Raw genomic sequence first — 21,353 nt, forward strand, 5'->3', positions numbered from 1 at the left:
GCGTCGATCAGGCGGCCCCGCCCGAGGGGCGCCGCCGCCAGTAGCAGGGCCGCGCCCTGGCCCGGCTCCTCTGCCTCCCCCGAGATCGTCACGACACACACGGTAACTCCTCCGCGCCCGGCGCCGTCCTGCCCACCCGGTGGTCGGAGGTCTCGCCGCGCGCGGCGGAGAGGTCTCGCCGCGCGCGGCGGGCGCCGCTCCCCCGCACCCGCCACCCTTCGCGTCCGGCGATATCGGGTTAAAGTTGGTGAAACTCTCTCGCGCGGCGGGAGGAGCCAGCGTGGAATCAGACGAGGGCAGCGACCTCCTCGGGGGTTTTCGGTTCGATGCCGTCGCCGTCGCCGTGGTGGACCGTGAGGGGCTGGTCGTCTCCTGGTCAGCGGCCGCGGCCCGGCTCTTCGGGCGCGACACCCGCGAAGCCATGGGTGTCCCCCTGTGGGAATTGCTCTCCCCGCCCGGCGAGTGCCGCTCCGTGATCCTCGCGGACACGGTGCGCGCCGGGCACGGCAGGGCGGGCGGGACCGCCGTCGACTTCGGGGTGTGCCCCGTGCCGCCCACCGGGCACCGGGTCGTCATGCTCCTGCCCTCGCGGCAGGCGGTGGAGTGGGCGCAGGGCATCTCCTTCTTCCAGGCGCTGTTCGCCCAGGGGCGCATCGGCGTCGGCGTCCACGACAGGGACCTGCGACTCGTTCGGACCAACATCAGCCACGGAATGTTCGGCCAGCCCGCCCCGGGGCCGGGAGAGCCCTGGGAGAAGGGGCTGCACGCGGCGGACGCCGACTCCCTGCGCGCCCTGCTCGCGGACGTCCTGCGCACGGGCGTGCCCGCGCTCGGCGCGCAGCAGTCGCTGCGGCTCGCGGACGCGCCCCTGCGCAGGCCGCAGGTGGCGTCGATCTCCGCCTTCCGCCTGCACGACGGCGAGGGCGTACCGAACGGTGTGGTGGCGCTCGTCGACAACGTGACGAAGCAGCTGCGGGACCAGCGGCACCTGGCCCTGCTCCACGAGGCCGCCGCCCGCATCGGCTCTTCACTCGACATCCGGCAGACCGCGCACGAGCTGGCGGACGTCCTCCTGACGGATCTGGGCAGCCTGGTCACCGTGGACCTGACCGAGGGCGTGCTCGCGGGCGACGACCCGCCGAGCACCCTCGGCACCCGCACGCCGCGCCTCACGCGCGCCGCGGTCGCCTGCGAGGACAGCCGCAGGGCCGAACCGCTGCTCGGCGAGGGGGACACCTACCCCATGCTCCCGGAGAGCCCTCAGCTGCAGCGGGTCCAGCAGGGGCACGCGGTGACCATGACGCGTGACGAGGCCATCGGCGCCCTGTCCGATCCCCGGCTGGTCGAGCTGCTCGTGCCGGAGGGCGCCGGGTCGCTCACGGTGGCGCCGCTGCTGGCGCGTGGCCTCGGCCTCGGCGCCGTCTCCGTGTGGCGCACGGAGCGGCCGGAACCGCTCGACAGCGACGAGCTGTCCCTGCTGAGCGAGATCGCCTCACGCGCCGCCCTCGGCATCGACAACGCGCGCCGCTACGCGCGCGAGCACCGGGCGGCCGTCTCCCTCCAGGAGAGGCTGCTGCCGCGTGCCGCCGCCGACATCGCCGCGGTGGAGGCGGAGGGCATCTACCGGCCCGCGACGGGCCGCGCGGACATCGGCGGCGACTGGTTCGACGTGGTCACCCTGCCGTCGCTGCGTGCGGCGCTCGTCATCGGCGACGTCATCGGTCACGGCCTGCCCGCGACGGCCACCATGGGCCGGCTGCGCACCGCGATCCTGACGCTCGCGGACCTGGAACTCGACCCCGCCGAGGTGCTGACGCGGCTCGACGACCTCATCCAGCGCCTCGCCGCGGAGACGGCGGCCGAGCAGAAGGACGCCGTCGGCGCCACCTGCCTGTACGCGGTGTACGACCCGGTCGAGGCCCGGATCACGCTCGCGAACGCGGGCACACCGCCGCCGGTGCTGATCTCCCCCGACGGCGCCGTGTCCTTCGTCGAGGCGCCGCCGGGGCCGCCGCTCGGCGTGGGCGGCGTCCCGTACGAGTCGGTGACGCTGGAGCCGGAAGCCGGCAGCGTGCTGACCCTCTACACCGACGGCCTGCTCGCGCTGACCGAGTACGACGACGAGCTCGGCCTTTGGCGCATCCAGGAGGGGCTCTCGTCGTCGTGGCACCCCGGTATCGATCTGCGGGAGCTCGGCCGCCGGATGCTCGGCGAACTCGGCGACACGCAGCCGCGTGACGACATCGCGCTGCTGATGGCGCGCACGCGCGTCGTCGACGCGTCGCACACGGCGAACTGGCAGCTGCCCGCGGCCCCGGAATCCGTCGCCGAGGCGCGGAAACTGGCGGACGACCAGCTCGACGCGTGGGGACTCGATCGGCTGAGCCTGTCCACGGAGCTGATCGTCAGCGAGCTCGTCACCAACGCCGTCCGGTACGCGGGCGGCCCGGTCGGGCTCCGGCTGATCCGCGACGCGGCGGTCCTCATCTGCGAGGTCTCGGACCCGAGCAACACCCAGCCCCGGCTCGTCCGCGCCGGCGACACGGACGAGGGAGGGCGCGGACTGTACATCGTCGCGCAGTGCTGCCAGCGGTGGGGCAGCCGCTACGGCCACCGCGGGAAGACCATATGGACCGAGCAGTCGCTGGACGAGCAGGGTCTTGGCTTCCTGGCGGACGCGTGGGCGGAGGAGTGAGCCCGAGCCCGGGGCCGGGGCGCGGCGGGTACGGGCAGCCGCGCCGGCGCCTGCCCGCGCCCACTCGCGGGGTGCCGGCCTACGCCTGGGACGGGCGCTCGACCACGGCGTCGGGCCCGGGCTGGATCAGCGTCTCGTGCCCGTCCTCGAAGCGGATCCGGTAGGGCGGAGCGCCGTCCTGACCGAGCACCTCGACGACCTCCCCGGTGCGGTCGTGCTGTCCCACGGTCCTGCCGTGGATGTGGATGCGGTCGCCGATACTGGCCTGCATGTCGTCGCCTTCCTTGCCGATGGGTTTCGTGGGGGTCGCCACCACGGCAGCGTAGGAACCGCGGCACCGCGACACGCCTGTGACGCCGCGCCACCGCGCACGGTGCACCCGGACAGAGGCACGGACCGGGTACGAACCGGTAGGGACCGGGGTAGGGTGCGGGGAGCGTCGCGTGCCGGTGGCAGACCGTGTCAGGCATGGAGGCGCCGGACCGAAGGAGGCCGACGATGCGTTCGTCGCACCCTTCGCTCTCGCGTGACTGAGCGCGAGACGACCAGGCTTGTGGCCTGGAGCCAGGAAATCCGCCGGGTGCACGGCAGGCTGCGGGAAGCTCTGGCCGTGACCCGCGCGGCCCTTGCCGACGGCACCCCGGGCGAGGCGGCCACCCGCGAACTGCTGCTGTACTGCCATGGCTTCTGCGCGGCTCTCGACGGCCATCACCGTGGCGAGGACCGCACCCTGTTCCCGGCCGTCGCCGCCGCGCACCCGGAACTGCGGCCGGCACTGCGCACGCTCGAACAGGACCACTCGACGATCGCGCACCTGCTCACGGCCTTGAGCGCCGCCACGGCGCGGGCGGCGCCACCGGACGAGCTGGACCGCCACGTCGGGGGCCTCGCCGCGCTCATGGAGAACCATTTCCGCTACGAGGAGCGGCTGCTGCTCACGGTGCTCGACACGCTAGAACCGGGGGCCGTGCCGGGCGAGACGCTCGGCCCGCTGTGAGCACGCGGTGGGCAGCGGGTGGCGTCAACCGGTATTCCGGCTCGCCAGGAGGGCGGACAGTCGTTCGAAGGCGGTCGGACGCGGAGGGTTCCCGTACAGATGCCGCGCGATGCGCTCCGCGCACTGACGCGGTGTCTCGCGGCTGGTGTCGACGGTGACGTCGTGGACGCCGTGCGCGTGCACCACCGGGTACTGTGCCGCGGCGAGCCCGGGCGTGCGGTCCCCGCGCTCGGTCTCGCGGCGCACCAGTTCCGCCCGCGGGCAGTAGACCTTCACGAGCACGACACGGCGGGCGTCGAGGAGCGCGAGACAGTCGAGGAGCCGCCAGCGGCGGCTCAACGGATAGTCCACCACCAGGTTGTTGCCCGCGGCCGCCATGCCCGCGACGGCCCGGTGGAACCCCTTTGAGGTCCGGTCGATCTCCGCTTGGAGGTCATCGTCCGCGATGTCCCGGTCGACGCGCATCGCATGGAACGCGTCGACGGGCATGTGGAAGTAGGTCTCGGCCAGCAGCGGCAGCAGCGCCTCGGCGATGCTCGACTTGCCGGAACTGGACGTGCCGTTGAGCAGGATCACCGTCCCGGGCTCAGCGGTGTGCGGTACGTCGTCGCGGAGGAGATCGGCCGTCGCGATACGGCCGCCCGGCATACCGGTGCCGGATGCGGCCGGCTCCGCGCTCGCCATCTCACCGGCGTGCCCGGTGTGCTCCCGTGGCATCGTGTCCGCCTCTCCCCCGCCGCCTCCGGGCAGTCAACCACGGGCGCCGTCCCCTTGTGGCGTGTCGGTGATCAGTGACACGCTGGCACGCCGTGGCGCCACCAGCGGCGATGCCGTCCGCGGACGCGTCGCGCGCGGGTGCGGTGCGCGGTGCCCGTGCCGTCAGAGGGGCCCTACTCGCTCGTGGAGGCGACGCATGGCTGATTTCGCCGTGGAGGCGGAGGCCGGTGAACTCGGTTTCGACGCCGGCCGGCTGGCCCGCATCGACCGGTACTTCCGGTCGTACGTGGACGACGGGCGGCTGCCCGGCTGGCTGATCAGCGTGAGCCGGGCGGGGCGGATCGTGCATCTGTCCACCTACGGCCACCGCGACGTGAGCAGCGGGCGACCGGTCGAGACGGACACCCTGTGGCGCTGGTACTCAATGACGAAGCCCGTCACGTCCGTCGCGGCGATGATGCTCTTCGAGGAGGGCGTGCTCCAGCTCACGGACCCCGTCGAGAAGTTCATCCCCTCCTTCGCTGACCTGAGGGTCTTCACGGCGGGCAGCGACCTCAAGCAGGAGACCGTGCCGGTCACCGAGCCGATGACCGTGTGGCATCTGCTCACGCACACCTCCGGGCTCACCTACGGCTTCCACCGCGCCCACCCCGTCGACGCGATCCTGCGCGCCCGCGGGTTCGAGTGGGGGCAGCCCGACGGCTACACGCTGGCGGACGCGTGCGACGCGTGGTCGCGGATCCCCCTGCTGTTCCAGCCCGGCGCCGAGTGGAACTACTCGCTCTCCACCGACGTGCTGGGCCGCGTCGTCGAGGTGGCCTCCGGCCAGAGCCTGGATGCCTTCTTCCGTACCCGGATCTTCGAGCCGCTCGGGATGGACGACACCGGCTTCCACGTCTCGGGCGACGGGGCCGACCGGCTCGCCACCCTGTACGTGCGGGGGCCGGACGGCGCGCTCGCGCCGACCGGCGCGCCCGCCGGCAGCCTGGTTCGGCCGCCGCGCTACCTCTCCGGCGGCGGCGGGCTCATCGGGCCCGCCGCCGACTACCACCGGCTGACGCAGATGCTGCTCGGCCGCGGTGCGAGCGGCGGTGCCCGGCTGCTCGGCTCCCGGACGGTGGACCACATGACGCGCAACCAATTGCCGGGCGGCGTGGACCTGGCGCGTTTCGGCCGGCGGCTGTTCAGCGAGACGGTGTTCGACGGGACCGGGTTCGGACTCGGTTTCTCCGTCGTCACGGACCCGGTGGCGCTGCGCAACATCGCCTCGGCGGGCGAGTACGGCTGGGGCGGCGCGGCGAGCACCGCGTTCTGGGTGGATCCGGCGGAGGACATCACCGTCTCGTTCTTCACCCAGCTGCTGCCGTCCAGCACGTACCCGATCCGCGCCCACCTGCGCACGCTGGTGCAGCAGGCGCTGGTGGACTGACGGCCGCCGGTGTGTCAGTGCGCGGCCAGCAGCGTTCGCATCCGTGCGATCTCCGCCGTCTGTGACGAGGTGATCGACGCCGCGAGGTGCTGCGCCGGGCCGTAGGCGCCGTCGGCGTGCTCCTTGTGCGCCATGGCCACCGCGCCACGGTGGTGACCGATCATCATGCGCAGGAACGCCGTGTCGAAGGCGGCGCCCGTCTCCTTGCGCAGCGCGGCCATGTCGGCGTCGCTCATCATGCCCTGCCCCATGTGGGCGGAGTGGGCAGCGGCCGGCGGGACGGGGCGCCCCCAGGCGGTGAGCCATCCGGACATGGTGGTGATCTCGGGGCCCTGCGCACGCGCGATCCCTGCGGCCAGGGACTTGACGGACGACGATCCGGCCCGCGACGCGGCGAGCCGCGCCATGGTGACGGCCTGACGGTGGTGCGGGATCATGGCCTGGGCGAATGCCACGTCCTGCGCGTTGTGCGCTCCGGTGGGTGCCGCGGAAGGGCTGCTGCTCGACGCGGTGCTGCCGGCCGGCGCCGTGGTGGCGGCCGAGGCGGGGCCGGTCGCGGGACGGCCGTTCCCCGCGTCCTGTCCGCCGCAGGCGGTGAGGACGAGCGCGGCCGCCATCAGGGCGGTGGCGGCGGCGAGGGCCCGGCGGGCCGGCTGACGTGTGGTCGTGGTCGTGGTCATGGAAGTGCGACTCCTTGCGCGAGGTTGTCCAGGGCAGGCAGGGGCGCGGCGCCGGCTGTCGTGCCGGTGCCGTGCGGGTGCCTCTAGACGCGCAGGAGTTGCAGTTCGCTGAGATCGGGCGGGGCCCGGCAGGCGGTCTGCGCGGGCGCGCCCCGGTCCGGCGCCACCGAGGGCGCGTCGACCGGAGTCCCGGGCACCTGCGGGAGGGCCGGCGGTGTCCAGGTGGTGACGGTCGTGTCGGCCGCGCACAGTGTGGTCGCGCAGTCGTGCCCGGCGTCCGTGCCACCGCCGCACGGGCCGGGCCGGGGCGCCCGCGCGGGCATGGGCGGCCGGGCGTGCCCGTGGACGACGGAGGCCGTGGAAGTGCCGGACGCCGCCAGGTGCGTACGGTGCGGGGCGATCGGCGCCGGGAGCGCGGCGTGCGCGGCCAGGCCGTGCATGGCCAGGAGGCCGGAGAGCAGGGCCAGGACGAGCAGCGCCCGCGAGCGGCCGTCACGCGGCTGCGTCGGGCGGCTCCTGGTCATGAAGGCCATCGTAGGGGGCGCGACGGATGCGCCCGGCGGCGCGCGTCCTCCACACGCGCGCCGGGTCCCGGCGGGCATCGTCCGAGGTCAGCCGATGAGCCCGAGCCGCACCGTGCCGTCCGGCTGCACGCTCCAGGCGGGGTTGTGCGCGATCTCCCACACGAGGCCGTTCGGGTCGGCGACATGGGCGTGATATCCGCCGAAGGCCGCCTCCTGGGGCTCCTTGAGCACCGTGCCGCCGGCGGCGACGGCACGCTCCACGGCCGCCCGCACGGCCTCGGGTCCTTCGACGTTGTGGGAGAGAGTGACCCCGCGGATCGGCGCGTCGCGCACGCCGAGGTCCTCGGCGAACTTCTCCGCGTCGAACAGGCCGAGTACGAGTCCGTGGCCCACCTGGAAGAAGACGATCTCACCGGGAACGTCGAGCAGGGGCGTCCAGCCGAGCCCGTCGCGGTAGAAGGCGCGGGCCGCGTCGAGGTCGGCGGTGGAGAAGGTGAGGAAGTCGGTTCGCTGTTCCATGGGGCGAGTGTGGCGCGTGCGCCGGGGTCATGTCTTGAACGGAACGGACACGCACGGTGCCGCGACCTGGGCGGCCTGCCGCGGGTCCCGTTCCGCGTGGACCGCGGCGGCGGCGCATGATGGGTGGACGGTTTCCTCCAGGGACGGGAGTGCGAAGTGAGCGGCGTACCAGGCAGGCCGGAGGCGGCGCGGCGCCCCGGGACGGCGCTCGTCACCGGTGCCTCCTCGGGCATCGGCTTCGAGTACGCGCGGCGGCTCGCGTCGCTGGGGCACGACCTCGTGCTCGTCGCGCGTCGCGGCCGGCGGCTCGCCCTGCAGGCGAAGCGGCTGCGCGACGCTCACGGCGTGCGGGTGGAGGAGGTGCCGGCGGACCTCTCGCAGGACGGGCCGCTCGCCGAGGTGGCGGAGCGCGCCGGTGGCGGCGACGTGAACCTCGTCGTCAACAGTGCGGCCGTCAACGGTTACGGCCCCTTCGCCGAGGCCGACCCCGCGCTGCTGACGAAGGTCGTGGCGCTGAACGTGACGGCGGTGATGCGGCTGAGCCGGGCGGCTCTGCCCGGGATGCTGGAGCGGGGCTCCGGCGCCCTCGTGAACGTGGCCTCGCTGCTGGCGTTCGCGGGGAGCCTGCCGCCCTCCCCGGGCGGGCTGCCGCAGCGCACGGTGTACGGCGGGACGAAGGGGTTCGTCGTCACGTTCACCCGCACGCTCGCGGCCGAACTGGCCGGCACCCCGGTACGCGTCCAGTTGCTGTGCCCCGGCCTGACCGCCACGGAGTTCCACCTCACGCGTGGCGAGGAGCCGGTGCCGGGTGATGCGCCGCGCGTCCACGACTCGGGCGGGATGGACCCGGCGGATGTGGTCACGGCGTCGCTCGCCGCGCTGCGTTCCGGCGAGACGGTGTGCGTGCCGGGGCTCGACGCGGCGGAAGCGATCGACGGGCTGGCGGACGCCGAGCGGGACATCCGCACCGCCGCGGGCGCCTCGCTCGCGCCCCGTTACCGCGACGCCGGCGGGGCCGGGTGCCGCTGATCTTTAACCGTCGCCGATGCGTGCCTTAAGCGCGCCCTAAGAACACGCACCTCTGCCCGATAAGCGGATTTCGCGGCTGCCGGCCGGGCTAGCGTCCTGGAGCGCAAGGCCTCCTTGCTCCCCACCAATCCCGGCTACGCAGAGGCAGACACACGATGGGCAACAGCACACACCGCCGCACGGTGACCACGAGGACCAAGGTGATCGGGGCCGTGGTCGCGGCGGGCGTCATAGGCGGCGCCGGGTTCGCGGTCGCCGGCAGCGCGCAGGCCGCCACGGCGGGCGCCGCCTACTCCAGGACCTCTTCCTGGTCGGGCGGCTACGCCGGCCGGTACGTCGTGACCAACTCGACGGACAGGACGCTGTCCGGTTGGACGCTCGAGTTCGACCTGCCGGCGGGGACCACGCTCAGTTCGCTGTGGAACGGCACGCACACCGTCGACGGGCGGCACGTGACGGTGAAGCCGGCGAGCTGGAACGGGGACATCGCGCCCGGCGCGTCCGTCACCGTCGGCTTCGTGACATCGTCGCCGGGCAAGGCGGCCGACCCGACGTCGTGCCTGCTCGACTCCGCCGAGTGCTCCGCCGGCGGCGGCGCGGCCCCGGAGCCCAGCGGCCGTCCCACCAAGGAGCCGACCACCGGGACGCCGACCGCCCCGACCGGCCCGGCCGCGTCGGGCGGCGGGTTCTCCCCCTATGTGGACACCTCGCTCTACCCGTCGTACAACCTGCTGGACACCGCGTCGAAGACGGGCGTCACCACGTTCAACCTGGCGTTCGTCACCTCGGGCGGCGGCTGCGTGCCCAAGTGGGGCGGCGTGAGCGCCATCGGCTCGGACGGCACGCCCGGGCAGATCGACGCCCTGCGCGCCAAGGGCGGTGACGTGCGCGTCTCGTTCGGTGGTGCCTCGGGCACCGAACTCGCGAGCGCCTGCTCGTCCGCCTCCGACCTCGCGGCGGCGTACGGGAAGGTCATCGACCAGTACAGGCTGACCAAGGTGGACTTCGACGTGGAGGGCGCCGCGCTGCCCGACACGGCGGCCGGCACGCGGCGGTCGCAGGCCATCGCCGCGCTGCAGATGTCGCACCCGGGGCTCGACGTGTCGTTCACGCTGCCGGTCATGCCCGAGGGGCTGACCCAGGCCGGCGTCGACCTCGTGTCGGACGCGCACAAGAACGGCGTGAAGATCGGCGCTGTCAACGTGATGGCGATGGACTACGGGGCGTCCTACGGCGGCGACATGGGCCAGTACGCGATCCAGGCGGCGACGGCGACGCAGGCGCAGATCAAGGGCGTACTCGGCCTGTCCGACGCCGCCGCGTGGAAAACCGTCGCGGTCACGCCGATGATCGGGGTGAACGACGTGAGCTCCGAGAAGTTCACCGTCGCCGACGCGTCGAAGCTGGTGGACTTCGCGCGGTCGAAGAAGCTCGCCTGGCTGTCGATGTGGTCAGCGGCCCGCGACAAGCAGTGCGCGGGCGGCGCGAAGAACTCCGCGGACCCGACGTGCAGTTCGCTCACGCAGCAGCCGCTGGAGTTCACGAAGGCCTTCGGCGCGTACGAGTGAGACCGGCCCGCGCGCGGCGTGCCGCGCCCTCGCGGATAGGGTGACCGGCGCGGCAATTCACGCGGAAAGGCGAGGTCACGGCGATGGCGAAGGCACTGGTTGTGCAGCACGGCCCGGGGAGCGGGCCGGGACGGTGGGCCGGCTGGCTTGCGGAGGGCGGCCTCGCGCTCGACGTCGTCGCCGCGTACGAGGGCGACCCGCTCCCCGCCTCGCTCGACCACCAGGCGCTGATCGTGCTCGGCGGTGGCTACCTGCCGGACGACGACGCCCGCGCGCCGTGGCTCGCGCCGACGCGCGCGCTGGTGCGCGAGGCGCTGGACCGTGACATCCCGCTGTTCGGGATCTGCCTGGGCGGCCAGATGCTGGCCCAGGTAGCCGGGGGCGCCGTGCGCGGCGAGTACGGGGAGCCGGAGTTCGGCAGCACACCGCTCACGCTGCGGCCCGAGGCCGCGGACGACCCGCTGTTCGCGGGGCTGCCCGCGCGCCCGAGCGCCATCGAGAACCATGTCGACCGGATCACCGAGCTGCCGCCGGGCGCGCGCTGGCTCGCGCTCAGCGAGCACTGCCCCTACCAGGCGTTCCGCCTCGGATCCCGCGCGTGGGGCGTGCAGTTCCACCCGGAGGCCGAGGCCGACCGGATCCAGGGGTGGAGCACGGAGCGGCTCGGCAGGTACGGGAGGGACCGCGCGGAGCTGCACGCGGCGGCGGTACGCAACGAGGCGGCCGAGAGCGCGGTCTGGCGGCAGGTCGCCGCCCGTTTCGCCGCTCTCGCTTCCGCTGCGTGAACGGGCACGGCCTGACGCGCGTCCGCTGCGTGAACGGCCGCCGGACGGCCCGTTCTTGGTAAGATCCACGTTTCGATGACTGTGATCGCCCGCGTACCCGCCCCGTCCGCCGCCGGGATGAGCCGGTGACGGGCTCCGGCGCGGACTCCGCGGCCGGGCGGCGGCGGTTCCTGCCCGCGTTCCCGCGGCTGTGGCGGCGGGCGGCCGTGGTCGGTTCCGTGGCGGCGGCCTACGACGCGGCGCACGGCGGCGGGCGCGCGGGCACCCGGCCGATCGGCAGGGAGGACGAGCAGCGCGTCCTGCGGGAGTGGGAGGTGCTGCGGGATCGGCTCACGTCGCTGGCGCGGGCGCGCCTGGCCGACGTGGGCGATCTGCTGTCGGACGCACGCCTCGAGCTCCCCGGCGGGGCGGAGTCCGCCGTGCGGCGGGAGTACGACGCGGCGCTCGAGGCGTTCCAGGCGGCGGGCAAGATCCTCGACGAGGCGGTGGACCTGCCGGACCTCACGGCGTCCGTGGTGCTCGCCGACCGCGCGGCGGAGCTGTTCGCCGCCGCGCACGCACGCCACGAGGGCAGGCGTCCGCCGAAGAGGGTGGTGCGCTGCTTCTACAACCCGCTGCACGGACGCGCCGAGCTGCCCACCGACCGGGCGACGCACGGAAAGCGCGGTAAGGGCGGCAAGGGCGCGAAGGGCGGCGGGCGCGTACGTGTCTCGCCGCGCGAGGCTGCCGCCGACCGGCGGCCCGCCTGCTCCTCGTGCCGGCTCGCGATCCTCGCGGACCAGGCCCCCGACGTGCTGCCCGCGCTGTTCACCGTCAAGGTGTCCAAGCACCGCAGCGCGAAGGTGTTCGTGCCGTACTACGCCCTGCCGCAGCAGATGTCGCTGTGGTCGGCGACGGGGTGCGGGGCCTACGACGACGAGGCGCCGGCCCGGGTGCTGCGCGGCGAGCACCGGCGGCGAGCAGAAGGCGCCCGCTGAAATCCCGGTGACCCGCGGGGGCGCCGGGGCTAGGTTGGCCCGTGTGTCCTTCCAGGTGATCGTGCTCAACGGTGGTTCCAGTGCGGGGAAGTCCGGAATTGCCCGGTGCCTGCAGCACGTCCTGCTCCCTGAGCCGTGGCTGTCGCTCAGCGTCGACACACTGGTCGACGCGCTGCCGGCCGCGCTGCGCGACGCCGAGGACGGCCTGACGTTCGAGCCGTCGGGCGAGGTGCGCGCGGGCGCCGGCTTCCGCGAGGTGGAGGCGGCGTGGATCGAGGGGGTCGCGGCCATGGCGCGGGCCGGTGCGCGGGTGGTGGTGGACGAGGTGTTCCTCGGCGGCGCCGCGTCGCAGGAGCGGTGGGTGGCGCGGCTCGGCGGGCTGCGGGTGCTGTGGGTGGGGGTCAGGTGCGACGCCCGGGTGGCGGCGGGCCGGGAGACCGCGCGCGGCGACCGGGTCGCCGGCATGGCCGCCGCGCAGGCCGGTGTGGTGCACCGGGGCGTGCGCTACGACATGGAGGTGGACACGACCCGTACGGAGGCGCGGGACTGCGCCCTGGCCATCGCGCGGCGCGTGACGTGAACTCCCAGGACGCCTGAGGCAGTCGGCCGTCCGGGGCCTCGGACGCGACCCCGCCGGAATTGACCGCTGCACGCATCTAGGCCGTACCGACCGGTCGGTACTAGCCTCTCCCCCACCTCGGAGCGGGCGCGGGCGCGGGGTGCGCCCGCACGGCGTGCTCCGGCATGCGGAGGAGGCCCCCATGCCCACCCGTCCTGGCAGTCCCGGCGTCGCCTCCCGGCTGTGGTACCGGGAGTTGCCGCACTATCCGGCGCCGCCCCGGCGGTACGCCAACCTGGCGATCGTCGTGGTGACGACGGTCGTGCTCTACTACATGCTCTACGTGCAGTACGCGGTGGCGACGTCGATCATCACCCACTACGGCATGAGCTACACGTACTTCGTCTGGGTGTCCGTGCTGGGCAACCTCGTCGGCGCGTTCACCTCGCTCGTCGCCGGGCTCGCCGACCGGTGGGGCCGCGCGAACCTGGTGGTCTACGGGCTGCTGGTGGCGGGTCTGCTGCTGGTGTTCGCGCTGCCCGCCGCGCCGGACAAGACGCTCTACACGGTGGTGTTCTGCCTGGTGGGTCTCGTGGAGGGGATCGTGCTCGTCGCGACGCCGGCGCTGATACGGGACTTCTCGCCCCAGCTGGGCCGGGCGACGGCGATGGGCTACTGGACGATGGGGCCGGTGCTCGGCTCGCTGGTGGTCACCGTCGTCACCAGCACCACGCTCGACTCCTCGTCGTGGCAGGACGAGTTGCGGTACTCGGGCGTCGCCGGGCTCGTCGTGTTCGCCGTCGCGCTGTTCGCGCTGCGTGAGCTGTCCCCGGGGCTGCGCGGCCAGGTGATGGTCAGCCTGCGTGACCGTGCGCTGGTGGAGGCACGGGCCCGGCGCGGGGCGGGTGCGGCGGCCACCGGCGACGGGTCGCCGTGGCGGCAGATGCTCCACCTCGACGTGGTGGGTTCCGCCGTCGCCATCAGTGTGTTCCTGCTGCTGTACTTCGCCGCGGTGGGCAACTTCGTGGTGTACTTCTCCGCCAACTTCGGCTACAGCCAGCAGCGGACGAACGCGCTCGCCAACTGGTACTGGGGTGCCAACGCGATCGCCCTCGTGGTGGTCGGGCTGCTGTCGGACAGGCTGCGGGTGCGCAAGCCGTTCATGCTGGTGGGCGCGGCCGGCTCGATCGCGGCGACGTCGTACTTCGCGGTCCTCGCCACGCACCACGAGGCGAGCTACTCGACCTTCGCGTGGCTGTTCGTGGCGATCGGTGTCTTCTCGGGCGTGGCCTACGCGCCGTGGATGGCGAGCTTCACCGAGACGGTGGAGAGGCGCAACCCCGCGGCGACGGCGGCCGGCCTCGCGGTGTGGGGGTGGACGCTGCGGATCGTGGTGGCCGCGTCGAGCGCCGTGCTGCCGCTGGTGGTCACCTCCGCGTCACCGCTCGTGGAGCACGGCGAGGCGGTCGCGGCCGCGCAGCGCGAGGCGGGCCCGGCGCTCGCGGTGGTGAACGCGCACCCGGACCTGTTCGCGCGGCTCGCGAAGTACCCGGCGGGCAAGGCGCCACGGGAGCTGGCGGCGCGGGCGGCGCGCGAGGTGGGCCCCTCGGGCCTCGCTCTGGTGCAGAAGGCGCAGCCGCAGCTCGACGTACTGCGCCGGTACGGTCCCGAGGTCGCCAGGGCGAGCCGGCAGGGTCCCGGCCAGTGGCAGACGTGGTGGTGGGTGACGGTGGGCGGCCAGGTCGTGTTCGTCCCGTTCGTCTTCGTCATGGCGGGACGCTGGAGCCCGCGCCGGGCCAAGGAGGACGAGCGGCGCCACCGGGAGGCCGTGGCGGACGAGGAGCTGGCGCTGGCGGGCGACGGCGCCTGACGCGACGTCCCGCTCGCAACCCGGCCGCCGCGGCTCTGTTCAAGCCGGGCGTTCGGTGAGACGGTGGGGGCCGGGCGCCTGCCCGGCCCTCCAGGCCGGCGGGCCCGAGGCCATCAGGCAGGTGTGGCCGCACCCGGAGAGGGGGACGCGGCATGTCCACGATGACGTTCACCTCCGCGCGCCATGCCCGTGCCGTCGTACTGTCACCGCACGGCGATCTCGACTTCGGCGCGCTCCCGCTGCTCTGCCGCGCTCTCGCCGAGATGCCGGCCGGCACGCGCGACGTGACGCTCGACATGCGCGACGTGCCCTTCATGGACGTCGCGGGCGTCCATCTGATGGAGGAGCTGCGCCTGTTCGGGCTGCGGCGCAGGGCGAGTGTGGAGACCGTCGGCTGGCAGCGGCAGCCACTGCGCGTGCTGCGCCTGAACGGCAGGGCCGTGCGGGACGGCCGGTACCGGGTGAGCGCCGCGCGCGTCCTGATGCACCGCCCGCGTCCGGACGGCGCGGGCGGCTGAGCCGTCACGGATCGTCCCGGGTCTGTAACAGGCCTGCGCCCGTACAACTCCCCCCGGTGATCGGCGGTCTGACGTTGTGTGGCGTTGACCGACGCCGCTTCTGCCAAGAGCAGGGGGAACAACGATGAAGTTCACTCAGCGTGGTGCCGTGGCCGGAGTCGCTCTCGCGGGTCTGGCATGTGCGGGCGTGGTCCTCGCGCCTGCCGCCGGGGCCGCTCCATCCTCGGGCGCCGCCCCCGCGGCATCCGCCTCCGCCGCATCGCACGCGGTACCGGCCGCGGCGGCGGTCACCACCGGCGCGAAGACCCCGGCCGTCGCCTACAACAACGCATGCGGCTCCGGGTACGGCGTGGTCAACTCCGCGCCCATCGGGACCGCGGGCACCGTCTACCTCACCTACAGCTCGAAGACCAAGAAGAACTGCGTCGTCACCGTGCGCAGCAGGCCGGGCGCCGCGGTCCACATGACGGCGTCCATCGGCGTCGGCACGCACACGCGTGACGTCGTCGACTCGGGCGACTACACCACGTACGCGGGTCCCGTGTACCTCTACGCGCCGGGCCAGTGCGTCAGCTGGCGCGGCGAGATCGCGGGCGCGGTCGCGGGCAAGAACCAGACGAACTGCGCGGCGCTCGCGCGCTGACGCCTGGCACCGACACCCGCACTGACGCCGGTGCGGGCGGCCCGGCAACCACCGGGCCGCCCGCACCCACGCGAAACGCGCTCCCACGCGGACGCGTGCGCAGGCGCCGTGCTCAGGCGCCGTCGCGGTCGAAGGGCTGCTGGTGGTCGTGCGAGGGCGCGCGGCCCGGCGGCTGGGCGGGAGCCGGGTGCACGGACCACACGGGCAGCTTGCGCTCCACCGGGGCCCCGGCGGTCACGGTGATCTGCTCCCCGCAGTGCTTGAGCGGCAGCGGGTCGCCCTCCAGGAGCGTGTACGTGACCGACGACGTCCTGATCTCCACTGCCAGCCTGCGCCCGAAGATGTGCAGCTTGAACGCGAGCCGGCGCAGCCGCTCGGGGAGCTTCGGGGTGAACTCCAGGTCGTCACCGCGGTGGCGCATGCCGCCGAACCCCGCCACCAGGGCCATCCAGGTGCCGGCGAGCGACGCGATGTGCACGCCGTCCCTGGTGTTGTTCTCCGTGTCCTCCAGATCCAGGAGGGCCGCCTCGACCAGGTAGTCGTAGGCGAGCCTGAGGTGGCCGACCTCGGCGGCCACCACGGACTGGACGCACGCGGACAGCGACGAGTCACGGACCGTCAGGGGCTCGTAGTAGGCGAAGTTGCGCGCCTTGTGGTCCGCGTCGAACTCCTCGCCGCGCAGGTACATCGCCAGCACCAGGTCGGCCTGCTTGACGACCTGCTTGCGGTAGAGGTCGAAGTACGGGAAGTGCAGCAGCAGCGGGTACTGGTCGGCGCGCGTGCCCGCGAAGTCCCACAGCTGGTGCCCGGTGAAGCCCGCGTGCTGCTCGTGCACGCGCAACTCGCTGTTGTACGGCTTGTGCATGGCGTCGGCGGCGTCGCGCCACGCGGCGCTCTCCTCGTCGTCGACGCCGAGCTCCGCCGCCTTGCGCGGGTGGCGCTCCACTGCGTCGGCCGCGTGCCTGAGGTTCGCGCGGGCCATCAGGTTCGTGTACGTGTTGTCGTCCATCGCGGCGCTGTACTCGTCGGGGCCCGTGACCCCGTCGATGTGGAAGACGCCGTGGTGGTCGTGATGGCCGAGCGAGCGCCACAACCGCGCGGTCTCGACGAGGAGTTCGACGGCGATCTCGCGTTCGAACCCCTCGTCGCCGGTCGCCGTGACGTAGCGGACGGCGGCGTCGGCGATGTCCGCGTTGACGTGGAAGGCGGCCGTGCCGGCCGGCCAGTACGCGGAGCACTCGGACCCCTCGATGGTGCGCCAGGGGAACGCGGCGCCCTCAAGGCCGAGTTGCTCGGCACGGTCCTGGGCCGCGGGCAGCGTGCTGTGCCGCCAGCGCAGGGCCTCCTCGACGGCGTTCGGCGACGTGTACGTCAGCAGCGGCAGGACGAAGGTCTCGGTGTCCCAGAAGCTGTGCCCGTCGTAGCCCGACCCGGTCAGGCCCTTCGCGGGGATGGCGCGCTGCTCCGCACGCGCGCCCGCCTGCAGGACGTGGAAGAGCGCGAAGCGCACGGCCTGCTGCACTTCCTCGTCGCCGTCCAGCTCCACGTCGGCCCTGGACCAGAAGTCGTCGAGGTACTGGCGCTGTTCCCCGACGAGGCCGTCCCATCCGGTGGACATGGCCTGCGCGAGGGCCGCGTCCACCTGGTCGCGCACGCCCGGCAGTGAACGGGTGGACGACCAGCCGTAGGAGACCGTCTTCTCCAGCCGCAGCACCTCGCCGGGCTTGAGCTGGGCCGTGCATGTCACGCGTCCGACATCGGCGCCGCTCTCGCTGCTCGTGCGCGTCGAATCGGGGCCGGTGACGACGTGGTCGGCGGCCACGGCGACCCGCAGCCCGCTGCGCGCGGTGGTGTGGACGAGCCTGAGCCTGGCGTCGGCGGCGAAGTGCTCCTCGGAGACCAGCGGCGACTCCAGCGCGACCGCGGCGCGCGGGTCGCCGTCGGAGCGCGGCAGCTGCTCGTTGGCCATCAGTTCGGACTGCACGACGAGGCGCACGTCACTGTCGACGGCCTCGACCTCGAACCGCACGGCGGCGATGGCGCGCTGGGTGAAGGAGACGAGGCGGGTGGAGCGGACCTTCACGGTGCAGCCCGCGGGCGAGACCCACTCGCACGTCCTGTGCAGCAGCCCGGTCCTGAAGTCGAGTACGCGCTCGTGCGAGCGGACGGTGCCGTAGCGCAGGTCGAAGGGCTCGTCGTCCACGAGCAGCCGGATGATCTTGCCGTTGGTGACGTTGATGACCGTCTGCCCCGACTCGGGGTAGCCGTAGCCCGCCTCCGCGTAGGGCAGCGGGTGCAGTTCGTGGACGCCGTTGAGGTACGAGCCGGGCAGACCGTGCGGCTCGCCCTCGTCGAGGTTGCCCCGCCAGCCCACGTGCCCGTTGGAGAGGGCGAAGACGGACTCGCTCTGCGGCAGGACGTCGAGGTTGATGCCGCACTCCCGCAGGACCCACGGCTCGACGGTGTAGTTGGAGTGCTTGATCATGCGTCCGTCCCCAGGTCGGCGAGGTCCTTCACCACGATATCGGCGCCGTGGGCGCGCAGCGCGTCCGACTGCCCCACCCGGTCGAGGCCGACGACGTAGCCGAAGTGGCCCGACCTGCCGGCGTCCATGCCCGCGAGCGCGTCCTCGAACACGGCGCTGTCCGACGGGTCGACGCCGAGGTCGTGCGCGGCGGCGAGGAACGTGTCGGGGCGCGGCTTGCCGGGCAGCCGCCGCTCGGCCGCCACCACGCCGTCGATGCGTACCTCGAACAGGTCCTCCGCGTGCACGGAACGCAGGATGTCCCGGCAGTTCGCGCTGGAGGAGACGACGGCGGTGCGCAGGCCGCGCTCGCGCGCGTCCCGCACGTAGCGCAGGGTCCCCTCGTACGGTTCCACGCCGTCGGTGCGGATCTTCGCCAGCACGAGGGTGTTCTTGCGGTTGCCGAGCCCGTGGACGGTGTCCTTGTCCTCCGGGTCGCCGTCCTCGCCGTCAGGCAGTTCGATGCCGCGCGATGCGAGGAAGGAGCGCACCCCGTCGGCGCGGGGCAGGCCGTCCACGTACCGGTCGTAGTCGTCCGGGGTGAACGGGCGGAAGTCCGCGCCGTCCCGTCGTCGCAGGAACTCGTCGAACATCTCCTTCCACGCGGCGGCGTGCACGACGGCGGTCTTGGTGATGACACCGTCGAGGTCGAACAGACAGGCCCGGATGTGTTCGGGCAGACCCAGGTTCTTCATGGCACCCACCTTCCCCCGTCGGCGCGGATCTCCTCCCGCGGACGCGCAGATGAGGCACGTTCCACTCGCGGAGCCGCAGGTCGCACGGGCGTGTGTGACGCGCGCCACGGAGAGCCAGATTGGCACATGTGTTCGGTTTTCGCGTTACGCTGGCTCCATGTCCGTTCCACTCCAGGGTTCGCTGTTCGACCAGGCCGCGGCGCCCGGGCTCGGGCCGCTCGCCGGTGCACGGCGGACGGTGCTGGGCGACGGGGCCTGGATCGACCTCCTGCCCGCCTGGCTGACCGGCGCCGACACGGTCTTCGGCACGCTTGCCGCCGACGTGCCGTGGCAGGCCGAGCGGCGCCGGATGTACGAGCGCGAGGTCGCCGTGCCCCGGCTGCTGTGCTTCTACCGCGCGGGCGCGCCGCTGCCGCATCCCGTGCTGGCCGAGGCGCGGGACGCGCTCACCGCGCACTACGCCGGCGAGCTACGGGAGCCGTTCACCACCGCCGGGCTCTGCTTCTACCGGGACGGCCGCGACAGCGTCGCCTGGCACGGCGACCGCGTCGGACGGGGGTCGCGCGAGGACACCATGGTGGCGATCGTCTCGGTGGGGCAGCCGCGCGAGCTGGCCCTGCGGCCGCGCGGCGGAGGCAGCGCACGGCGCGTCCCGCTCGGCCACGGCGACCTGGTGGTGATGGGCGGCTCGTGCCAGCGCACGTGGGAGCACGCCATCCTCAAGACGGCACGTCCCGTGGGCCCCCGCATCAGCATCCAGTTCAGGCCGCACGGCGTGCGCTGACAGCCCGTGACGTGCGACGACGCGCTCCCTGGCGCAGGGGCCGCGGCGCGCGCACGGCCGGGTCCGATCTACCGTGGGCCCGTGAGCTACGACATCGCCTCCATACGCGCCCTCTTCCCCGCCCTCGACAGCGGCGTCGCCTTCTTCGACGGCCCAGGGGGCACGCAGACGCCCCGGCCCGTCATCGACGCCGTCGCCGCGGCCATGTCCGCGCCGCTGTCCAACCGCGGGCGGCTGACGGCCGGCGAGGTGAACGCCGACCGTGTCGTCACCGGCGCCAGAGCCGCGCTCGGCGACCTGCTGGGCGTCGCGCCCGGCGGGGTCGCGTTCGGGCGGTCCGCGACGCAGCTGACCTACGACCTGGCGCGCACTCTTTCGCGCGGCTGGGCGCCGGGCGACGAGGTGGTCGTCACCCGTCTCGACCACGACGCGAACATCAGGCCGTGGGTGCAGGCCGCGGCCGCGGTGGGCGCGACCGTCCGGCACGCGGACTTCGATCCGGAGACCGGCGAGCTGACGGTCGCGGACATCGAGGCGGTGCTCAGCGACCGGACGCGTCTCGTGGCCGTGACCGCGGCGTCCAACCTGATCGGGACCCGGCCGCCCGTCACCGCGATCGCCGAGGTGGTCCACGCGGCGGGCGCCCTGCTGCACGTGGACGGCGTCCACCACACGGCGCACGCGCCGGTCGACCTGGCGACGCTCGGCGCGGACACCTACGTCTGCTCCACGTACAAGCTCCTCGGCCCGCACCTGGGCGTGCTGGCGGCCGACCCCGCGTTCCTGGAGGGGCTGCGGCCCGACAAGCTGCTGCCGTCGTCGGACGCGGTGCCCGAGCGGTTCGAGCTCGGCACGCTGCCGTACGAGCTGCTGGCGGGCGCGGAGGCCGCCGTGGACTTCCTCTCCGGGCTCGCCGGCGAGACGGAGGGGACGCGGCGGCAGCGCCTCGCCGGGGCCTTCGCCGCGCTGGAGGGTCACGAGAACGCGCTGCGCGCACGCATCGAGTCGGGCCTCGCCGCCCTGCCCGGCCTGACCGTGCACTCGCGGGCGAAGGACCGCACGCCCACGCTGCTCGTGACGTTCGAGGGACGCGACGCGGCCGGCGCGTACCGCTTCCTCGCCGAGCGGGACGTCGCCGCGCCCGCCTCGTCCTTCTACGCGCTGGAGGCCTCGCGCAGGCTCGGCCTCGGGGACACGGGCGGACTGCGCGTCGGCATCGCCCCGTACAACGACACTCAGGACGTGGACCGCCTGCTCGCGGGCCTGGCCAGTTACATAGGTGCGTGATACACCTTAAGGGTGAGTGAGGAGAACCACCCTCAGGACCATCAGGGCGACGTGGCCGACTTCGTCGAGGCGGCCGCGCTGCTGACCATCCGGTACCTGACGGCACGCGACATCAGCTTCAGCGCGGCGACCACGCTCAGCAGGCTGTCCCGCACGGGTCCCGCGCGGCTGACCGTGCTGGCCGCCGAGGAAGGCGCGTCGCAGCCGTCCATGACCCAGCTGGTGCAGCGCCTCGAACGCCAGGGCCTGGTCAGCAGGGTCGGCGACCCGGACGACGGACGCGTCGTCCTGGTGTCGATCACCGACGCGGGGCGCGCGCTACTCGACGAGCGGCGCCGCACCCGCGCGCGCCGGCTCAAGGCCCTGCTGCGCACCCTCTCCCCCGAGGACGGCGCCGCACTCACCGAGGCGGCGCGGCTCGGCATGCCCGCGCTGCGCCATCTCGCGGAACACGCCGCCGACACCGACGGGCCCGTGGGCGCGCCGCCAGGCTGACGGTCCCCCGAACGGAGCGTTCCGCGACCCACCCGTCCCCCGTCCCCTGTCTGGAGCT

21 protein-coding genes are annotated in these 21,353 nt (G+C 73.6%); 14 read left to right on the forward strand and 7 right to left on the reverse strand.

Annotated elements, in window-relative coordinates; translation table 11 throughout:
• The first annotated feature begins 280 nt into the window (after positions 1-280).
• Positions 281-2,695, forward strand: coding sequence for an ATP-binding SpoIIE family protein phosphatase (locus JFN87_RS10195; protein WP_209339628.1), 2,415 nt, complete (start codon positions 281-283; stop codon positions 2,693-2,695).
• A 79-nt stretch (positions 2,696-2,774) separates the two neighbouring features.
• On the opposite strand, the gene JFN87_RS10200 is transcribed toward JFN87_RS10195, so the two are convergent.
• Positions 2,775-2,966 (reverse strand): DUF1918 domain-containing protein, encoded by a 192-nt coding sequence (locus JFN87_RS10200; RefSeq protein WP_209339671.1) that lies wholly within the window; start codon positions 2,964-2,966, stop codon positions 2,775-2,777.
• Positions 2,967-3,221: 255 nt separating this feature from the next.
• Here JFN87_RS10200 and JFN87_RS34320 point away from each other — a divergent pair, with 255 nt between their 5' ends.
• A complete protein-coding gene (locus tag JFN87_RS34320; RefSeq protein ID WP_209339629.1) occupies positions 3,222-3,692 on the forward strand; it encodes a hemerythrin domain-containing protein in 471 nt (156 codons plus the stop codon).
• Positions 3,693-3,716: 24 nt separating this feature from the next.
• Here JFN87_RS34320 and JFN87_RS10210 read toward each other — a convergent pair whose 3' ends face one another.
• Positions 3,717-4,409, reverse strand: a complete 693-nt coding sequence (locus JFN87_RS10210; RefSeq protein WP_245179126.1) for a chloramphenicol phosphotransferase CPT family protein — start codon at positions 4,407-4,409, stop codon at positions 3,717-3,719.
• A gap of 196 nt (positions 4,410-4,605) precedes the next feature.
• Here JFN87_RS10210 and JFN87_RS10215 point away from each other — a divergent pair, with 196 nt between their 5' ends.
• Positions 4,606-5,838: a serine hydrolase domain-containing protein gene (locus tag JFN87_RS10215; protein ID WP_209339630.1), complete on the forward strand. Its 1,233-nt coding sequence runs from the start codon at positions 4,606-4,608 to the stop codon at positions 5,836-5,838.
• 14 nt (positions 5,839-5,852) lie between these two features.
• Here the strand turns inward: JFN87_RS10215 and JFN87_RS10220 are convergent, their stop codons facing one another.
• The 3 genes from JFN87_RS10220 to JFN87_RS10230 all read right to left on the reverse strand — a co-directional run bounded on the left by JFN87_RS10220 (position 5,853) and on the right by JFN87_RS10230 (position 7,561).
• The gene (locus tag JFN87_RS10220) at positions 5,853-6,518 is read right to left on the reverse strand and encodes a DUF305 domain-containing protein (RefSeq protein ID WP_209339631.1); all 666 of its coding nucleotides are present in this window, start codon (positions 6,516-6,518) and stop codon (positions 5,853-5,855) included.
• A gap of 83 nt (positions 6,519-6,601) precedes the next feature.
• Complete coding sequence (locus tag JFN87_RS10225; RefSeq protein ID WP_245179128.1) at positions 6,602-7,042, reverse strand: DUF6153 family protein; 441 nt, start codon at positions 7,040-7,042, stop codon at positions 6,602-6,604.
• 87 nt (positions 7,043-7,129) lie between these two features.
• A complete protein-coding gene (locus JFN87_RS10230; protein WP_209339633.1) occupies positions 7,130-7,561 on the reverse strand; it encodes a VOC family protein in 432 nt (143 codons plus the stop codon).
• Between the two features lie 156 nt (positions 7,562-7,717).
• Here JFN87_RS10230 and JFN87_RS10235 point away from each other — a divergent pair, with 156 nt between their 5' ends.
• The 8 genes from JFN87_RS10235 (at position 7,718) to JFN87_RS10270 (ending at position 15,510) form a co-directional block, all read left to right on the forward strand.
• Complete coding sequence (locus tag JFN87_RS10235; protein WP_209339634.1) at positions 7,718-8,590, forward strand: SDR family NAD(P)-dependent oxidoreductase; 873 nt, start codon at positions 7,718-7,720, stop codon at positions 8,588-8,590.
• Positions 8,591-8,745: 155 nt separating this feature from the next.
• Positions 8,746-10,158 (forward strand): cellulose binding domain-containing protein, encoded by a 1,413-nt coding sequence (locus JFN87_RS10240; RefSeq protein ID WP_209339635.1) that lies wholly within the window; start codon positions 8,746-8,748, stop codon positions 10,156-10,158.
• 83 nt (positions 10,159-10,241) lie between these two features.
• Positions 10,242-10,943, forward strand: a complete 702-nt coding sequence (locus tag JFN87_RS10245; protein ID WP_209339636.1) for a type 1 glutamine amidotransferase — start codon at positions 10,242-10,244, stop codon at positions 10,941-10,943.
• Positions 10,944-11,068: 125 nt separating this feature from the next.
• Positions 11,069-11,920 carry a hypothetical protein gene (locus JFN87_RS10250; protein WP_209339637.1) on the forward strand — a complete coding sequence of 284 codons (852 nt, stop codon included), beginning with the start codon at positions 11,069-11,071 and terminating at the stop codon, positions 11,918-11,920.
• Between the two features lie 43 nt (positions 11,921-11,963).
• Positions 11,964-12,500, forward strand: a complete 537-nt coding sequence (gene cpt, locus JFN87_RS10255; protein WP_307865386.1) for a chloramphenicol phosphotransferase CPT — start codon at positions 11,964-11,966, stop codon at positions 12,498-12,500.
• Positions 12,501-12,681: 181 nt separating this feature from the next.
• Positions 12,682-14,349 carry an MFS transporter gene (locus JFN87_RS10260; protein WP_209339638.1) on the forward strand — a complete coding sequence of 556 codons (1,668 nt, stop codon included), beginning with the start codon at positions 12,682-12,684 and terminating at the stop codon, positions 14,347-14,349.
• 152 nt (positions 14,350-14,501) lie between these two features.
• Positions 14,502-14,867 (forward strand): STAS domain-containing protein, encoded by a 366-nt coding sequence (locus tag JFN87_RS10265; RefSeq protein ID WP_209339639.1) that lies wholly within the window; start codon positions 14,502-14,504, stop codon positions 14,865-14,867.
• A 148-nt stretch (positions 14,868-15,015) separates the two neighbouring features.
• Positions 15,016-15,510, forward strand: coding sequence for a spore-associated protein A (locus tag JFN87_RS10270; RefSeq protein WP_372449213.1), 495 nt, complete (start codon positions 15,016-15,018; stop codon positions 15,508-15,510).
• Positions 15,511-15,622: 112 nt separating this feature from the next.
• Here JFN87_RS10270 and JFN87_RS10275 read toward each other — a convergent pair whose 3' ends face one another.
• Positions 15,623-17,995 carry a glycoside hydrolase family 65 protein gene (locus JFN87_RS10275; protein ID WP_209339641.1) on the reverse strand — a complete coding sequence of 791 codons (2,373 nt, stop codon included), beginning with the start codon at positions 17,993-17,995 and terminating at the stop codon, positions 15,623-15,625.
• On the reverse strand, positions 17,992-18,729 hold the full coding sequence (locus tag JFN87_RS10280) for an HAD family hydrolase (protein WP_209339642.1): 738 nt from the start codon (positions 18,727-18,729) through the stop codon (positions 17,992-17,994). Before JFN87_RS10280 ends, JFN87_RS10275 begins: the two co-directional genes overlap by 4 nt.
• 157 nt (positions 18,730-18,886) lie before the next feature.
• On the opposite strand from JFN87_RS10280, the gene JFN87_RS10285 reads away from it, so the two are divergent.
• From JFN87_RS10285 to JFN87_RS10295, 3 genes are all read left to right on the forward strand, one after another.
• Positions 18,887-19,513, forward strand: a complete 627-nt coding sequence (locus JFN87_RS10285; protein WP_209339643.1) for an alpha-ketoglutarate-dependent dioxygenase AlkB — start codon at positions 18,887-18,889, stop codon at positions 19,511-19,513.
• A gap of 81 nt (positions 19,514-19,594) precedes the next feature.
• Complete coding sequence (locus JFN87_RS10290) at positions 19,595-20,800, forward strand: cysteine desulfurase-like protein (RefSeq protein WP_209339644.1); 1,206 nt, start codon at positions 19,595-19,597, stop codon at positions 20,798-20,800.
• 12 nt (positions 20,801-20,812) lie between these two features.
• On the forward strand, positions 20,813-21,295 hold the full coding sequence (locus tag JFN87_RS10295; protein WP_209339645.1) for a MarR family winged helix-turn-helix transcriptional regulator: 483 nt from the start codon (positions 20,813-20,815) through the stop codon (positions 21,293-21,295).
• Positions 21,296-21,353: the final 58 nt, after the last annotated feature.

The organism is Streptomyces montanisoli (assembly GCF_017813245.1).
GTDB lineage: Bacteria > Actinomycetota > Actinomycetes > Streptomycetales > Streptomycetaceae > Streptomyces > Streptomyces montanisoli.

What these genes read in the sequence shown, in the direction of transcription:
- JFN87_RS10265 (WP_209339639.1), top strand. Translation starts at nt 14,502, where the DNA reads ATGTCCACGATGACGTTCACCTCCGCGCGCCATGCCCGTGCCGTCGTA.
- JFN87_RS10275 (WP_209339641.1), bottom strand. Translation starts at nt 17,995, where the DNA reads ATGATCAAGCACTCCAACTACACCGTCGAGCCGTGGGTCCTGCGGGAG.
- JFN87_RS10240 (WP_209339635.1), top strand. Translation starts at nt 8,746, where the DNA reads ATGGGCAACAGCACACACCGCCGCACGGTGACCACGAGGACCAAGGTG.
- JFN87_RS10210 (WP_245179126.1), bottom strand. Translation starts at nt 4,409, where the DNA reads ATGCCACGGGAGCACACCGGGCACGCCGGTGAGATGGCGAGCGCGGAG.
- JFN87_RS10230 (WP_209339633.1), bottom strand. Translation starts at nt 7,561, where the DNA reads ATGGAACAGCGAACCGACTTCCTCACCTTCTCCACCGCCGACCTCGAC.
- JFN87_RS10280 (WP_209339642.1), bottom strand. Translation starts at nt 18,729, where the DNA reads ATGAAGAACCTGGGTCTGCCCGAACACATCCGGGCCTGTCTGTTCGAC.
- JFN87_RS10285 (WP_209339643.1), top strand. Translation starts at nt 18,887, where the DNA reads ATGTCCGTTCCACTCCAGGGTTCGCTGTTCGACCAGGCCGCGGCGCCC.
- JFN87_RS10225 (WP_245179128.1), bottom strand. Translation starts at nt 7,042, where the DNA reads ATGACCAGGAGCCGCCCGACGCAGCCGCGTGACGGCCGCTCGCGGGCG.
- JFN87_RS10220 (WP_209339631.1), bottom strand. Translation starts at nt 6,518, where the DNA reads ATGACCACGACCACGACCACACGTCAGCCGGCCCGCCGGGCCCTCGCC.
- JFN87_RS10260 (WP_209339638.1), top strand. Translation starts at nt 12,682, where the DNA reads ATGCCCACCCGTCCTGGCAGTCCCGGCGTCGCCTCCCGGCTGTGGTAC.
- JFN87_RS10245 (WP_209339636.1), top strand. Translation starts at nt 10,242, where the DNA reads ATGGCGAAGGCACTGGTTGTGCAGCACGGCCCGGGGAGCGGGCCGGGA.
- JFN87_RS10200 (WP_209339671.1), bottom strand. Translation starts at nt 2,966, where the DNA reads ATGCAGGCCAGTATCGGCGACCGCATCCACATCCACGGCAGGACCGTG.
- JFN87_RS10215 (WP_209339630.1), top strand. Translation starts at nt 4,606, where the DNA reads ATGGCTGATTTCGCCGTGGAGGCGGAGGCCGGTGAACTCGGTTTCGAC.